The organism is Pseudomonas sp. MF4836 (assembly GCF_002018875.1).
Classification (GTDB): domain Bacteria; phylum Pseudomonadota; class Gammaproteobacteria; order Pseudomonadales; family Pseudomonadaceae; genus Aquipseudomonas.
Genome location: NZ_MVOL01000001.1, coordinates 47,419 through 62,824, shown reverse-complemented (window position 1 = coordinate 62,824; position 15,406 = coordinate 47,419). Strand labels below are relative to the sequence as shown.

Here is a 15,406-nt window from a genome sequence, read left to right as displayed (position 1 = left end):
TTTGTTGTTGTTCAAGACCCCCGGCAGGGCCGGGGTTTATGGCATCGGCTGGGGTTACACGTAGGTCGCCGCGAGCCCGCCATCCACCGGCAGGTTGACCCCGTTGACCCAGCGCGCCGCGTCCGAGCAGAGAAAGGCAATCACCGCCGCCACCTCATCGGCCAGGGCCGGGCGCTTCATGCGCACGCTGTCGCGGGCCACCCGTTCCTCGCCGAGCATGCTCACGAAATCACCAAGGATCGGCGTCAGCACCGGCCCCGGTGCCACGCAGTTGACCCGTACCGAATGCTCGCGAAACCAGCTCTGGGATTGCAGGAAGCTCCAGACAATCAGCGCCTCCTTGAAGTACTGGTAGCAACTGCCCTGTGGCACCGGGTTGGCCGCCAGCCATTGCTGCCCGGCGCTGTAGGACTCGGTGGCGGCCAGGGCCTTGTGCAGCGCCAGGCGCTCGGGCCATTGCGCCCCGAGGATCGAGGCCACGTTGACGATGCTGCCCCCCGGGCTCATGCGTGGCAGCAGCCCCTGGCTGAGGTGGCGCAGGCCCAGGTAGTTGACCTGGGCCACCGCCTGCACCGGCGACGTGCCGGGCACCCCGGCGACATTGCACAGGGCATCGATGCGTTGCGGCAACTGCGCCACCAGGGCGTCGATGCTCGCCGGGTCACCGAGATCGGCCTGGAAGAAACCGTCCAGGGTCAGTTGCGGTTCATGGCGATCGATGCCGATCACCGTCGCCCCCTGGAACTGCGCCAGGCGCGCCAGCTCGGCACCGATGCCGGAAGCGGCGCCGGTGACCACCAGGATTTTGTTGTGCAGGTTCATGTTCAAGCCCTCTTATTGTTGTGTAGGCACAGGGTTTTCGGAAATCAGAAGGGATAGGCCGGCGCAGTGTTTTTCACCGTGACCCATTGCCATTGGCTGTATTCATCCCAGTCCGCCGGGCCGCCGACGCTGCCGCCATTGCCCGAGGCGCCGCGCCCGCCGAAGGGGTTGATGCATTCGTCGGCCACGGTCTGGTCGTTGATGTGCAGCAGGCCGCACTGCAGGCGATCGCCAATGGCCATGGCACGTCCCACCGACGGCGAAATCACGGCCGCAGACAAGCCGTACTCGGTGCGATTGGCCAGTTCGATGGCCTCCTCGTCGCTGGCAAAACTCACCACCGTGGCCACCGGGCCGAAGACTTCATCTTCAAAGGCCCGCATGCCCGGACGCACGCCGCTGAGCACCGTCGGCAGGTAGAACAGGCCGCGGGCTTCGCCACCAGCTTCCAGGCGCGCTCCGGCGGCCAGGGTGTCGCTGACAATCTGCTGCACCCGCTGCAATTGCCGCGCGTTGATCAACGGGCCAAGGGCGGCCTCTCCACGAGCGGCATTGCCCACGGTCAGGGCCCGGGCCTTGTCCGCCAGCTTGCGGGTGAATGCAGCGGCAATGGACTCATGAACCAGGATCAGGCCGCTGGCCATGCAGATCTGCCCCTGATGCAACCAGGCGCCCCAGGCGGCGTTGCTCGCGGCCAGGTCGAGGTCGGCGTCTTCGAGAATGATCAGCGGGTTCTTGCCCCCCAGCTCCAGGGCCACTTTTTTCAGGTGACGCCCGGCCACTTCAGCGACCTTGCGCCCGGCGCCGGTGGAACCGGTAAAGGCGATCATCTGCACATTGGGGTCACGGCACAGCGCTTCGCCGGCATCCGCAGCCCCGGGCAATACCTGCAACAAACCCTTGGGCAAGCCGGCGGCCTCAAACAGGCAGGCAATCAGCAAACCACCGCTGACCGGGGTCTGCGGGTCGGGCTTGAGCACCACCGCATTGCCCGCCGCAAGGGCCGGCGCCACCGAACGCAGGGATAGCACCAGGGGAAAGTTGAACGGCGAAATCACCCCGACCACGCCGTGGGGCTGGCGCCGTGCATAGGACAAACGCCCGGCTTCGCTGGGCAGTACCAGGCCGTGGGGCTGGGACAGCAACCCCGCGGCCTGGTGCAGCAGGACAATGGCCTCGCGCACTTCGTGTTCGCCCTTGAACAACGCGCCACCGGTTTCCCGGGCCACAAACAGCGCCAACTCGTCGAAGGCAGCCTGGGCCCAGCCCGCCGCCTTGCGAAACACCTCGGCGCGCTGGCGTGGCCCGAGGGCGGCCCAGGCCGGTTGGGCCAACGCCGCGGCGCGGCAGGCGGCGGCCATATCGGCCGGGTCGGCCATGGCGCTGTGCAGCAGCACCTCGCCGGTGGCGGGTTCAAGCACCGCCTGCACCGGGGCCGACCCGGGCACCCAGTCGCCATTGAACAGGCAGTGGGCCTCCAGGGCCCGCCGCAGTAATTGCGTGGTTTCAGACACAGTCATTGCACACTCCAGTTTCTTGTCATTGTGTTCGTCGTCGCCGCCCGAGGGCTTGGTGCAACGCCGTACCAGGCCTTGAGCAAGGGCTGTGCCGGTTTCGCCAAGGGACTCGCCGAGGCTGCCGTGATGGCTCTAACTCAAGGCTTGCACCGGTGCCCTCGGGAGTGCGTCGCCGCTGCTGGGCGTCGCTCGCTCCGGGCGCGCTTGTTCAATTGATAAAGTTATGTTTAATAACTATCTCGCCAATTGCTCATATCGAGCACTCAAACGCCCGGGGCCAAAACAATGACCATTCCCCACTGCCCGCTGCCCGACCCTCAACTGACCCGCGAGCCCTACCGCCCCCGTGGCGACAGCAGCGAACTCAGCGCCAGCAGCTCGCCGACCCCTGCCGAACTCAATGACTGCCTGTTCTTCTCCCCCGACGACGGCCGTATCTGGCTCAACGACCAGCGCATGCTGTTGCTGCACAGCTCGTCGTTCGGCGCCCTGCGGCGGGAGATCATCGAGCGCCAGGGCCTGGAGCAGGCGCGCGGCCTGTTCACCCGCACCGGCTATGCCTGTGGCGCGCGGGATGCGCGGCTGATCCGCGAGCGCTGGCCCCAGGCCGATGCGGCGGCGGTGTTTCGCGCCGGCACCCACCTGCACAGCCTGGAAGGCATGACCAAAGTCGAACCGCTGCATTTCAAGTTCGACGCCGACTCCGGTTTCTATGACGGCGAGTTTCTCTGGCACCACTCCTGCGAGGCCGATGAACACGTGGCCGCCTATGGCATCGGCCAGGACCCGGTGTGCTGGACCGAACTGGGCTACGCCATCGGTTTTGTCAGTTGCCTGTTTGGCCAGATGGTGATTTTCCGCGAGGTGGAATGCCGCGGCATGGGCCACGCCAATTGCCGGGTGCTGGGCAAGACCGCCGCCCAGTGGGGCGATGTCGAGCAAGACCTGAGCTACCTGAACGTTTCGCCGTCGCCAGCGCCCACCGCCACCGTCGCCCCGAGCAGGCCGTCGAGCGTCCCTGCGCCCGCCTCCAGCCAGCAACCACTGATTGGCACCAGCGCCGCGTTCAATGCCGCGACCCAGGCCTTGCAGCGCGTGGCCGCAACCCCGGCCACGGTGCTGATCAGCGGCGAATCCGGGGTCGGCAAGGAGCTGTTCGCGCGCCAACTGCACCAGCTCAGCCCGCGCCGGTCCGGGCCTTTTATCGCCCTCAACTGCGCGGCGATCCCCGACAACCTGATAGAGGCCGAGCTGTTCGGGGTCGAACGCGGCGCCTTCACCGGTGCCACCCATTCGCGCCCCGGACGCTTCGAACGGGCCCAGGGCGGCACCTTGTTCCTCGATGAAATCACCTGCCTCAGCCTGGCCGGGCAAGGCAAGCTGCTGCGTGCCTTGCAGGAACGGGAGATCGAGCGGGTCGGCGGTGGCCACGGCATCGCCGTGGATGTGCGGGTGGTGGCGGCGACCAATATCGATCTGCGCCAGGCGGTGACCGCCGGCGAATTTCGCGCCGACCTGTTCTACCGGCTCAACGTCTACCCCATCGCCCTGCCGCCCCTGCGCGAACGCGGCGACGATATTCCGCTGCTGATCAACGCCTTCCTCCAGCGCTACTGCCACGAATACGCGCGGACCCCGGCGGGGCTGACCATGCGCGCCCTGAAGGTGCTGTTGCGCTATGACTTCGCCGGCAATGTGCGCGAACTGCAAAATCTCATCGAACGCGGGCTGATCGCCAGCGAGGACGGACAGGCGATTGACCTGGTGCACCTGTTTCGCAACGAACCCTTGCCCGAAGAGGCCTATTCCCTGGACGACCACGGCGGCCTGTCCCTGGCCCCGGGCCCGCGCCCCGAGGCCGAGGCGACCCTGCTCGACAGCCTCAATCAACGGGACCCGGACTTTTCCATCGAAGGCCTGGAGTCACGCCTGATCAACGAAGCCCTGGAAAAAAGCGCCGGCAACCTGTCCGCCGCCGCCCGCCTGCTGGGGCTGAGCCGGGCGCAGTTTGCCTACAGGTTGAACAAGCACCGCCGCGCTGAAGGCTCAAGCACAGGCTTTACAAGGCTGGACAGCTGAGCCAGAGTTCGCCACCGCGGCGTGCTCCAGCGCCGCCCACCGCTTGCCAAGGACCCCCGCCATGGACTGGAACGCCCTGCAGAACGCCCTGTTCGACAGCGCCCGCGACGCACTGGAAACCCTGTTGAACGAGGGTATTCCCGCGCCCTATGCCGTGGCCTTCCATGCCAGTTACCGCGAAGAGGATCGGGTTATTGACCTGCCTTCACTCGCCGTCAGCAGCGAGGCGACCCTGGAGGAAGATCATGGCCCGGGCCAGCCCCGGGACATCAGCGGCGTGCGCTGGAACCCTGCCGATTGGCGCTGGGATTGGGAGCTCGATGACTACGCCAACCCGGCGCTGCAAGCCTGGGATCAGCCGTTGCAAATCGAAGCCAACCGCGAGGGCCCGCAACATTGGCAGGCGGTCGAAGCGCAGTTCGTCGCCAGCGTGGCGCAGGCGGCCCGGGCCTTGCGCGAACACTTCAAGGACGATCCTCGGGTCGATCGGCATTTCGTCGCGCTGTTCCATGACTTCAACGACGAAGTCGGCATGGCCCGCGCCAGCATGCCCCCCGAGCTGTTTGCCTGGCACTTTCCCGAAGAGGTCGCCACCGACCGCCTGCGCGAAGAAATCGCCGCCTTGCCCTATGCCGAACAGCTGAGCTTTTACCTCGACCGCCTGCAACGCACTCAACGCATCGGTTCCGAAGAAGCCCAAGCCTGGCTGATCGCCCAAGGGCCCCGTGCCAGCAGCGCCTTGATCGAACGCCTGCACCAGGTCAAAGACCCCTATGCCATCGCGCGCATCCTGGGCCTGGCCGGGCATGCCGACACGGCGGTGATCGAGGCCTTGCGCCTGCGCCTGGGCCAGGCCCAACAGGAAACCACGCGCCATTGGTGCGCAAGGGCCCTGGCCTGCCTGGACGATGTCGAGTGGTTGCTGGGACAGGCCGACGACGTGGCAGTGGAGGGTCTTTGCACGCCGTTGAGCCACCTCAACGATAAGCGCACGCAACCGGCGGCCCTGGATTACAGCGTGCTGATCAGCCTGCTCGAACAACGTCCGGGTCTGACCGCGGCCGTGGAAGACGCCCTCAAGCCGGGCAGCTCCTTCACCACCATCAGCGATCAGGACCTGCCCCAAGCCCTGGCCGGCCTGGCCTCGCCCTACCGGGTGATCCGCCGCCACGCCGCCTGCGTCCTGAACAACCGCTGGCTCGGCGCCGCCGCCCAGGCCCAGGCCATCCAGGGCTTGCTGCAAGCGCTGCAGGACGACGACGAAAAGGTCCGCTACCTGGCACAACTGGGCCTGGAAGGCTTGCGCCACAGCTGAAAGACCCGTCAGTTGCCCAGCATTTTGTAAAACATCTGCCGCACCGTCCGCCGAATTCCATACGCGCGGCGGCGGCAGTTCTGTTAAAACCCGTCATCTGTGTTCTCTGTGTGGTGACTCCCTCCATGACTGCATCCCTGCTCAAGCGTGCCGGCCGTCGCTGGCTGTCCCTGCTGTGCATGGCCCTTTTGCTGGTCGGGGTGCCGGTGGGCTGCCAGGTGCTGGAACACCAGGAACGCAAACTGGTGTTTCGCATCGAGCCCGGTACAGCCGGCTGGTACCACGGCCTGCCCAAAACCGTGCGCGAGCTGGAGCTCACGCCCAAGACCCTCAAGGCCGGGCAGAACATTCATGCCTGGTGGTGGCCGGCAGCCCGGGCCGATGCGCCGGCGATTCTGTATTTGCACGGGGTGCGCTGGAACCTCACCGGCCAGCTGTTTCGCATCGAGCAACTGCACGCCCTGGGCTATTCGGTGCTGGCCATCGACTACCGTGGTTTCGGCCAAAGCCAGGGCGACCTGCCCTCGGAACGCAGCGTGTACCAGGACGCGCGCATCGCCTGGGACAAACTCCTGGTATTGCAACCTGATGCGCGCAAACGCCTGATCTACGGCCACTCCCTGGGCGGCGCGGTGGCCGTGGACCTGGCCGCCGAACTCGGGCAGCAAGCCGCCCGCAACCACACGCCGGTGGCCGCGCGCGGGTTGATTATCGAGTCCTCCTTTACCAGCCTGGCCGATGCGGCCGCCGCTATCGGCAACACCTCGCTGCCGGTGCGCTGGCTGCTGTCGCAGAAGTTCGACTCCATCGACAAGATCGACCGCATCGGCATGCCGCTGCTGGTGGTCCACGGCCTGGAAGACCGCTACGTACCGTCACGCTTCAGCCAGCAATTGTTCAACGCCGCGCAAGAGCCCAAGCAACTGCTGCTGATCCGGGGCGGCACCCACAACAACAGCATGAGCCTGGCCGGCAACCGCTATCGCCAGGCCATCAACACCCTGATGCAGGCCAAGCCACCGGCCAAAATGGCCGGTGCCCTGCCTGCCGCGAAACCTACCGGATGAGGCCATTGCCCGGCGCTGGCCCTCAGCCCTTGAGCGCAGCTGCCACCGAGTCGGCGATCGGCGTGGTGCCGCGCCCAATCAGCCGGCTCAGTTGCTGGCCGTCATCGAACAGCGCGCCCTTGGCCGCCGCCGCGTCGGAGTCGGCCAGCAGTACGGCGAACCCTTCGGGCAGGCCAATGCCCAGCAGCGCAGCCTGGTACTCCTCCTGGGATAGATTCTGATACACCAGGGGCTTGCCGGACTGGCGAGCGGTTTGCGCCGCCAGTTGCTCAAGGGTGTAGGCGCTGTCGCCGGCCAGTTCGTAGACGCGCCCGGCCTGGCCTTCGCTGGTCAGCACCACGGCCGCGGCCTCGGCGTAATCAGCACGAGCCGCCGAAGCGATGCGGCCCTGGCCGGCGGCGCCCAGCAACACACCGTGCTCCAGGGCCGTGGGCAAACCGGCGCTGTAGTTTTCGCTGTACCAGCCATTGCGTAGCAACACATGGTCCAGGCCCGAGGCGCTCAACGCCTGTTCGGTGGCGAGATGTTCCGCCGCCAGCCCCAGGGCCGAGGTGTCGGCACGCAGCACACTGGTGTAGGCCAGCAGCTTCACCCCGGCGGCCTTGGCCGCATCAATCACCGCAAGATGCTGCGCGGTGCGCTGGCCGATTTCGTTCGAGGAAATCAACAACAGACGCTCGACGCCGGCCAAGGCCGTGGCCAGGGTTTGCGGCTGGCTGTAATCGGCCTGGCGCACGGTGACGCCCAGGGCCGTCAGGTCCCGGGCCTTGAGGGGGTCGCGCACCAAGGCCAGCACTTCGCTGGCGGGCACCCGTTGCAATAACGCATCGATCACCAGACGACCCAACTGTCCGGTTGCACCTGTGATAGCAATCATGGGGAAAATCCTTGTGTGAAGACGAGAGAGCGCCCACCCTATCGCCCTGGCTAACTTTTAGTAAGTACGTACAAAAAGGTAAGTACCATGAGCGTTTCCGAAGACCTGCCCCTGCCCTTGAGCGCCAAGCTGCGACGCGGCGAACTGCTGGCAGTCAACTGCCCATCGCGCGATGTACTCAAGCACATGACCAACCGCTGGGGCGTACTGGTGCTGGTGGTGCTGCTCGGCGGCACCCAGCGCTTCAGCGACCTGCGACGCAAGATCGGCGGGGTCAGTGAAAAAATGCTCGCCCAGACCCTGCAAGGCCTTGAAGGCGATGGCCTGGTACACCGCCACTCGTTGCCGGCGGTGCCACCCCATGTTGAGTACAACCTCACACCCCTGGGCCAGGAAGCTGCGCAACGGGTCGAGGCGCTGGTGGACTGGATCGAGGAAAAACTGCCGCACATCATGAGCTTTCGTCGCGAGCGCGAGGCCGACGCACTCGAGAACGACGCCGAGGCTTAGCCGAGGCTTAATGGCGGAAAACTCCCACTCGCCGACCGTTCCCGACCTTCTGTAGCACGCGGGCGGCGACTAGATTGAAGCCCCCGCCACCGGCCACGGAGCTACCGTGACCGGGCCTGCGGACCAAGGTTTATTCAAGGGAGAAAGGCATGACTGACCAACACAAAATTCACCAGGGCAGCTGCCTGTGCGGCGCGGTGCGCTACCAGATCAACGGGCCGCTGAACGATGTACTGAACTGCCATTGTTCGATGTGCCGCAAGCTGCACGCAGCCGCGTTTCGCACCCGGGCCAAAATCGCCAGCGCGGATTGGACCACCACCGCCGGGGCGCAGTTGATCACCTTTTACGAATCATCCCCAGGCGAGCACAAAGGCTTTTGCTCACGCTGCGGTTCCAGCCTGCTAACCCGTTTCGACACACAGCCCGAGATTCTCGGCGTGCCCCTTGGCACCCTGGACACCGACCCCGGCGTGCGCGCCAGCCGCCATGTGTTTGTCGCCAGCAAGGCGCCCTGGTTCAGCATTACCGACGACTTGCCGCAGCATCCCGAGTATTGAAAAAGCTGTTGGGGGTAACGGTAAAAGATGCGGTGTTTAGCGTCTTGTAGCCGCTGCCGCAGGCCATCTGAACCGCCGCAAATACACCTGACACTCCACGGCGTCCTCAAGGGCCAGCGCAGCCTCGTTCCTCGGCAGCGGCTACAGAAATTCAGACGAGCCGAAAACCAGGCCGGCCGGAGGGCCGCCTCGCTTTGCAGGTGATTTTGATCTGAAGCGCCCGTTAAACCACGCTGGCCGAACGCAGGCAGTGAGCCGTGGGTAACCCGGCAGGACGCCGGGTTAGCCGCGCTGGGCCAGGGATGGCCCATCGCGGCGGCCCACGGATCACTGCCGGAGCGAGGGCATGCCGAGCCTAGGCGAGGCACCGAGTGGTGGGGCAAGAGCCCTTTGGTTACTTTGGGGCTTTTCCAAAGTGACCCGCTGTAAGAGCGGAACCCATACCCGCCACACCCGCAGCAACGGATATGCCCCCCAATAAAACCGAGGTGCCAGGTTTCAGGGCCGCTACGCGACCCAGCGGGAGCAAGCTCCCTCGCCACAGGGGCTGGACGGCCAGCGCAGCCTCACAGGCTCAGCAGCAGCCACACAAAAAAACACCGGGCAGGTGACCAAACCTGCCCGGTGCGCAACGACCGTTGACCTGGAACCGTGACCGCTAACCCAGGGTGTTGAGGCACACCACTTTGGGTTGGGTCATTTCTTCATAGGCGAAACGCACGCCCTCACGGCCCATGCTGCCGTACTTGGAGCCACCGAACGGCATGGCGTCGAAGCGGTAGTCGGATGAGTCGTTGATCATCACCCCGCCCGCCTCGATGCGTCGTGCGGCGCTCATGGCGGTGGCCAGGTTCGAGGTGAAGATCCCGGCATGCAGGCTGTATTCCGGTTCGTTGGCCAGTTCGATGGCTTCATCGAAGGTCTCGAACGGCTCCAGCACCACCACCGGGGCGAACACCTCGTTGCGCCACAGGCGGCTGGCGTGATCGACGTTTTCCAGCACCGTGGCGGCGTAGCACGAAGCCTCGCGCCGGTGCCCGCACAGCAGGCGTGCGCCCTGCTCCAGGGCTTCGTTGACCACCTGTTCGGCATTCTGCGCCGCTTGCACGCTGATCATCGGCCCGATGTCGCTGCTGGCCAGCAACGGGTCACCGGTCACCAACTGCTGCGCCAGGCTGACAAAACGCTCGCGGAACGCCTCGTAGATCGAGGCCTGGATCAACAGGCGCTGGGTGCCGATGCAGTTTTGCCCGGCGGCCCAGAAAGCGCCGGACAGGCAACTGTCGACCGTCGCCTCCAGGTCGCAATCGCCCATGACAATCACCGGCGCATTGCCGCCCAGGTCCATGGCCAGCTTTTTCAGGCCGGCGCCGCGGGCGATCTGTTCACCGGTGACAAAACCGCCGGTGAAGGAAATCATCCGCACCTCACGGGCCGCCACCAGGGCCTTGCCCAACTCGGCACCGCCGGTGGCCACCGTGACCACCGATGGCGGCAGGCCGGCCTCGACCAGGCACGCCACCAGCTTGAGGGCCGACAGCGGCGCCAGCTCCGACGGCTTGAGAATCACCGCGTTGCCACCCGCAATCGCCGGGCCGAGCTTGTGGGCCACCAGGTTCAACGGATCGTTGTAGGGGGTGATGGCCACGATCAGCCCCAGGGGCTCGCGGGAGAACCAGCCCTGGCGCGACTCGGAACCTTCGTAAGCATCGAACGGCACCACTTCCCCGGCATTACGCCGGGCTTCCTCCGCCGACAGCTTGAGGGTGTTGACGCAGCGCTTGACCTCCTTTTGTGCCTGCTTGAGGGTCTTGCCGGCCTCGTCGACGATCAACCGGGCAAAGGCCGGGGCGTCGCGTTCGACATTCAGGGCCGCCTGTTCGAGGATCTGCGCGCGGCGATAACGCGGCAACCCGGCGCACACCCGCGCGCCGCTGCGCCCCTGTTCCAGCAACTGCGGAACCTGGGCGGCACTCATGTCCTCGACGCTGCCCACCAGGCTGCCATCAAAGGGGTTCAGTACATCAATCGGCGATTCGACAACCGCCAGGGCCAGACGCGATAGGTTCACAGGCCTTCTCCTAGTGCTGCGCAACGCGGCGGTGGATGGCGATGATGTCCGAGAGCAGAGCGAACGCGGTTTCCAGGCGCCCGGCGCCCGGTCCGGAGACCGTGACCGCGCCCAGCAGCTCGCTGTTGAACGACACCGCATTGGTGGCGCCGCTGATCCCGGCCAGCGGGTGATCGTTGCCCAACAGGCGCGGCTCGACGCTGGCACTCACCGAACCATCGGCGTGGCGCGTGGCGGCGCCGATCAGTTTCCAGCGTGCGCCGTCGGCGCGGGCCTGTTCGATGTCGGCCAGGTCGAGGGCGGAAATACCGTTGCAGCTGACATCGCTGACGGTGAGTTTGGCGCCCAGCAACTCGTTGGCCAGGATCACCACTTTGAGGCGTACGTCATGCCCTTCGACATCAGCCGTCGGGTCGGCTTCGGCGTAACCCAGAGCCTGGGCTTCCTTGACCGCCTCGGCAAAGCCCAGGCCGCCTTCCATGCGGGTCAGGACGTAGTTGGAGGTGCCGTTGAGGATGCCCTCGAAACCGCTCAGTTCGCTGCCGGCCAGGGTCTGCTTGGCCAGGCGGATCACCGGGGTGCCGCTCATCACCGCACCTTCGTATTCGAAGCCGACGTCATGGCGCTGGGCCAGGGCCTTGAGCTCTGGACCGTGCAGGGCGATCGGGCCCTTGTTGGTGGTGACCACGTGCTGGCCGTTTTCCAGGGCCCAGCGGCAGAACGACGTGGCCGGCTCGCCGTCCACCGGGTTGGTGAAGGTGGCCTCGGCAATGATGTCGGCGCCGGAATCTTTGATCACTGCCGCGTTCTGCGCTTCGGCGCTGCCGCCCGGCAGTTGGGCAAAGGCCCCCTTGACCGCTGGCAGGCGTGCCAGCACCCCGGCATCCAGGCCTTCGCGGCCGATCAGCGAGCCGAGGAACAGGTCGGTCACGCCGACGATTTTCAGGGTGAAGCCGAGCTCGGTTTTCCAGCGCGCATTGCGCTCGGCAATCAGTTGGGCCAAGGCCCGGTTGACACCACCGAAGCCCACCAGCGCGAGTTTGTATTCAGTCATTTTGTTATGGCCCTTGATCCGGGTGAGGGGTTGTTGGGCACTAGATTAGGGACGCGGCCAGGGCAGTGAAATAGGCCAATTTGCTCTATTTATTGAGCGTTTTGACCAGGGCGCGGCCCGTGTTCCGGGCCGGGGCAACCTGTAGCCGCTGCCGATAGGCTGCGCTGGCCATTGAGGGCGCCGAGGAGTGTCAGGTACAGGGCGGGTGGTTGGGTTCGCAGGCTCGATAGCGGCGTGTACCGTGGCGAGGGAGCTTGCTCCCGCTGGGCCGGGCTGGCGTTCCAGCGCGAAGCGGGCCCAAAACAGGCACCGCGTGCATTCAGGCAGAAACGGGTAGCAGGGTTTGCGGCTGCTGCGCAGCCGAGCGGGAGCAAGCTCCCTCGCCACAGGTCGGTTGCCGTTGGGCTGTGTGCGGACGCTGGCTCTGCAAAACGATGCGGTACACCTGATGCACAACCGGTGTATGAGAGGGACAGCGCAGGCTCGGCAGCGGCGTGTACCGTGGCGAGGGAGCTTGCTCCCGCTGGGCCGGGCTGGCGCTCCAGCGCGAAGCGGCCCCAAAACAGGCACCGCGTGCATTCAGGCAGAAACGGGTAGCAGGGTTTGCGGCTGCTGCGCAGCCGAGCGGGAGCAAGCTCCCTCGCCACAGGTCGGTTGCCGTTGGGCTGCGTTTGGACGCAGGCCCTGCAAAGCGATGCGGTCGCCTGATGCACAACCGGTGTATGAGAGGGACAGCGCAGGCTGCGCCTTTTAGGCAATCAGGGTTAGACCACCGAGGACAACACGAAGGAGGTCACGGTGTTTTCGACGCCGGGCAGCGCGGCGATGTCGTTCCAGACTTGGTGCACGCCCTGGGCCGAGGCGGCGCCGACGCGCAGCATCAGGTCGAATTCGCCGCTCATCACGTCGCACTGGGTGACTTGCGGCATGGCGCGCAGGGCTTGCAAGACTTCGGCGCCGCGCATGCGGTCGTAGCGGTAGACGAAGATCACCGCATTGATCGTGGCCGATGCCTGCCGCCCTTCCCCTTCACGCACGGTGTAACCCTGGATCGCGCCGTCGCGTTCCAGGCGCTCGATGCGCTGGCGCACGGCGTTGCGCGACAGGTTGACCTTGGCCGCCAGCTCCGCATGGGCAGCCCGGGCATTGAGCCGCAGCTCGGCGATGATGCGCTCATCCAGCGGGTCGAGAATTCGCTTCACAGAACCTCCCGGTGCGGCGCGTTCACAGCGCGCCCAGCCGTTGATGAATGATGTCCAACTGGTCCGGACGCAGCCGATACACCTGGTCCGACGCCGAGGCCGATGTCACGGGCCGGGCCGGCGGTGCCGGGATCTCCAGCTCGGCCAGCAACAGCGCCGACTTGCCCGGGCAGATCTCGCCCAGGGTCACCATCGGCGCCACCAGGCTGCGCCGGTACAGGCGCGCCGCCAGCACTCCGGTGGCGGTGTGCGGGTCGATGACGTAGCCGGTGTCGCGGTACAGCGAGCTGATCTCCTCCAGGGTCTGGTCATCGCTGACCGCATAGGAGTCGATGATCATCCGCGCCTGCAGCCAGAACTCGTTGCCGAGGGTCATTTCGCCGCACGCTTCGAACGCCGCCATCAAGCCGCTGACCGCCTGGCCGTCGTGGCCGTAGAGTTCCCAGAGGAAGCGCTCGAGGTTGGAAAAGATCGACAGGTCCATGGCCGGCGACAGGGTTTTATTGGCCCGCGAACGGGAGTAGTGATTCTTCAGGAACAACTGGTGCAGCGCGTCATTCTGATTGGTGGCCACGATCATCTGAGTGATCGGCAGGCCCATCTTCTGCGCGATGTAGCCGGCATAGACTTCAGCGAAACTCGCCGCCGGCACGCTGAACCCGATGGGCCGCTGGCCGCCCCCCAGTTGCAGCACCGCATGAAAATAAAACACCAGCTGCGCCAGCACCCCGACCCAGTTGCTGGAATTGAAACTGATGGCTTCGTAGCCCGCGCAGGGCCAGTGCCGGAACAGCTGGCTGACGATGGTCTGGCACTCGTCAAAACTGCCCTCCAGCTCGAACCGGTGCACCCGGGGGTGGGCCACCGCCTGCAACTCCCGCAACTGCTGCGCCGGCACCGCCGCAGGCGGATAGAACACCACCACCTGGACCTGCTCGCAGTGCTTGAAGGCGTCGATGGCCGCCAGCCCGGTATCGCCATTGCTGGCCCCCAGCACCACGCCGCGACGCTGGCGTTTACCCAGGAAGTACTGCACCAGCTGCGCCTGCAGACGCGCGGCAAAATCCTTGGAGGACCGGGTCGGCCCATGGAACAGCTCCAGCACCCACTCATTACGGTCGACCTGATGCAAGGGCGCCACGGAACGATGGCTGAAACCGCTGTAGGCCTGTTCCAGCAGTTGCCTGAGATCGGCGTCGGGGATGGACTCGCCCACAAACGGGCGGATCACCCGATAGGCCAGCTCGGGGTAGGCCAGGGTCGACCAGTTGCCGATGTCCTGGGGGCTGAACAGTGGCAGTTCCAGGGGCACGAACAGCCCGCCGTCGTCGGCTATTCCGGACAACACCACCTTCTCGAAATCGGCCTGCAACGCCGAACTCCGTGTACTGACATAACGCATGGGTGGCTCCAGCCATCTATTTGAAACGGTGTGCCTGCTCAACCAGCCAGGTGGAAAACATCACGGCATCGGGGTGTTGATCGGCCCCGGAACCGCGTACCAGATAGAACGATTCGCTGGCTTCGATGCGCTGGGTAAACGGCTCGATCAAGCGCCCGTCAGCCAGCATTTCATCGACCATCGACGAGCGCGCCAGGGCTATGCCCTGCCCCAGCTCGGCCATGCGCAGGGTGGAAATCAGGGTGTCGAACTGCATACCGGTGGACGAGTCCACGCCCTCGGCGCCGACCATGTTCAACCAGTAGCCCCAGCCCTCTTCGTAACCCAGCACGTGCAGCAGCGGATGCTCGCCCACGTCTGCCGGCACCCGCAGCGGCGAGCGCGCCATCAGCGCCGGCGAACACACCGGGAACAGCGTGTCCCAGGTCAGGCGCTGGGACACCAGCCCCGGCCATTGACCGTGTCCCCAGCGGATTTCCATGTCGTCCTCGCCGTCCAGTTCCTTGACCCAGATATTGCTGATGTAGCGGATATCGACGTGGGGATGGGCCTGGCGAAAATCCACCAGCTTGGGCGCCAACCAGTGCACGAAAAACGACAGGCTGCCGCGCACCTTGAGCGGCCGGCGCTTGTGCTGGCCGAAAATCTCGTTGGTGCCCACCGCCAGCCGGGTGATGGCGTCCTGCACCACCGGCAGGTAGGCCTGGCCCTCTTCGGTCAGGCCCAGGCCCCGGGGCAGGCGCTTGAACAGCGCCACACCGAGGTGACTTTCGAGCTGACGGATCTGCTGGCTGACCGCGCCCTGAGTCAGGAACAGTTCCTCGGCGGCGTGGGTGAAGTTCAGGCAGCGGGCCGACACCTCGAAGGCCCGCAGCCAGTTCAGTGGCGGTAATGTCTTTTGCTTCATGACCCGAACCTCATTGACGCCCC

General features: G+C 65.6%; 13 protein-coding genes. 5 read left to right on the top strand and 8 right to left on the bottom strand.

The annotated features are described in order from the left end of the window. Window positions 1-54: 54 nt before the first annotated feature. Both MF4836_RS00325 and MF4836_RS00320 read right to left on the bottom strand, forming a co-directional pair. A complete protein-coding gene (locus MF4836_RS00325; protein WP_078468572.1) occupies window positions 55-822 on the bottom strand; it encodes a coniferyl-alcohol dehydrogenase in 768 nt (255 codons plus the stop codon). 44 nt (window positions 823-866) lie between these two features. Beyond that, window positions 867-2,342 (bottom strand): benzaldehyde dehydrogenase, encoded by a 1,476-nt coding sequence (locus MF4836_RS00320; protein WP_078468571.1) that lies wholly within the window; start codon window positions 2,340-2,342, stop codon window positions 867-869. A gap of 282 nt (window positions 2,343-2,624) precedes the next feature. Here MF4836_RS00320 and MF4836_RS00315 point away from each other — a divergent pair, with 282 nt between their 5' ends. From MF4836_RS00315 to MF4836_RS00305, 3 genes are all read left to right on the top strand, one after another. Further along, window positions 2,625-4,418: a sigma-54-dependent Fis family transcriptional regulator gene (locus tag MF4836_RS00315; protein WP_078468570.1), complete on the top strand. Its 1,794-nt coding sequence runs from the start codon at window positions 2,625-2,627 to the stop codon at window positions 4,416-4,418. 61 nt (window positions 4,419-4,479) lie between these two features. After that, complete coding sequence (locus MF4836_RS00310) at window positions 4,480-5,733, top strand: DUF4303 domain-containing protein (protein WP_078468569.1); 1,254 nt, start codon at window positions 4,480-4,482, stop codon at window positions 5,731-5,733. Window positions 5,734-5,858: 125 nt separating this feature from the next. After that, window positions 5,859-6,800, top strand: a complete 942-nt coding sequence (locus MF4836_RS00305) for an alpha/beta hydrolase (RefSeq protein WP_078468568.1) — start codon at window positions 5,859-5,861, stop codon at window positions 6,798-6,800. A gap of 22 nt (window positions 6,801-6,822) precedes the next feature. On the opposite strand, the gene MF4836_RS00300 is transcribed toward MF4836_RS00305, so the two are convergent. Next, window positions 6,823-7,677, bottom strand: a complete 855-nt coding sequence (locus MF4836_RS00300; RefSeq protein ID WP_078468567.1) for an SDR family oxidoreductase — start codon at window positions 7,675-7,677, stop codon at window positions 6,823-6,825. Window positions 7,678-7,764: 87 nt separating this feature from the next. Here MF4836_RS00300 and MF4836_RS00295 point away from each other — a divergent pair, with 87 nt between their 5' ends. Next, complete coding sequence (locus tag MF4836_RS00295; protein ID WP_078468566.1) at window positions 7,765-8,187, top strand: winged helix-turn-helix transcriptional regulator; 423 nt, start codon at window positions 7,765-7,767, stop codon at window positions 8,185-8,187. Window positions 8,188-8,336: 149 nt separating this feature from the next. Beyond that, the gene (locus MF4836_RS00290) at window positions 8,337-8,747 is read left to right on the top strand and encodes a GFA family protein (protein ID WP_078468565.1); all 411 of its coding nucleotides are present in this window, start codon (window positions 8,337-8,339) and stop codon (window positions 8,745-8,747) included. A 658-nt stretch (window positions 8,748-9,405) separates the two neighbouring features. Here the strand turns inward: MF4836_RS00290 and MF4836_RS00280 are convergent. From MF4836_RS00280 to MF4836_RS00260, 5 genes are all read right to left on the bottom strand, one after another. Then, window positions 9,406-10,818, bottom strand: coding sequence for an aldehyde dehydrogenase family protein (locus MF4836_RS00280; RefSeq protein ID WP_078468564.1), 1,413 nt, complete (start codon window positions 10,816-10,818; stop codon window positions 9,406-9,408). Between the two features lie 10 nt (window positions 10,819-10,828). Next, entirely contained in the window at window positions 10,829-11,872 is a 1,044-nt protein-coding gene (locus tag MF4836_RS00275) for a homoserine dehydrogenase (RefSeq protein WP_078468563.1), read from the bottom strand. Window positions 11,873-12,636: 764 nt separating this feature from the next. Then, window positions 12,637-13,074, bottom strand: a complete 438-nt coding sequence (locus MF4836_RS00270; protein ID WP_078468562.1) for an Lrp/AsnC family transcriptional regulator — start codon at window positions 13,072-13,074, stop codon at window positions 12,637-12,639. 22 nt (window positions 13,075-13,096) lie between these two features. Continuing rightward, a complete protein-coding gene (gene thrC, locus MF4836_RS00265) occupies window positions 13,097-14,476 on the bottom strand; it encodes a threonine synthase (RefSeq protein ID WP_078468561.1) in 1,380 nt (459 codons plus the stop codon). 16 nt (window positions 14,477-14,492) lie between these two features. Next, on the bottom strand, window positions 14,493-15,383 hold the full coding sequence (locus tag MF4836_RS00260) for a LysR substrate-binding domain-containing protein (RefSeq protein WP_078468560.1): 891 nt from the start codon (window positions 15,381-15,383) through the stop codon (window positions 14,493-14,495). Window positions 15,384-15,406: the final 23 nt, after the last annotated feature.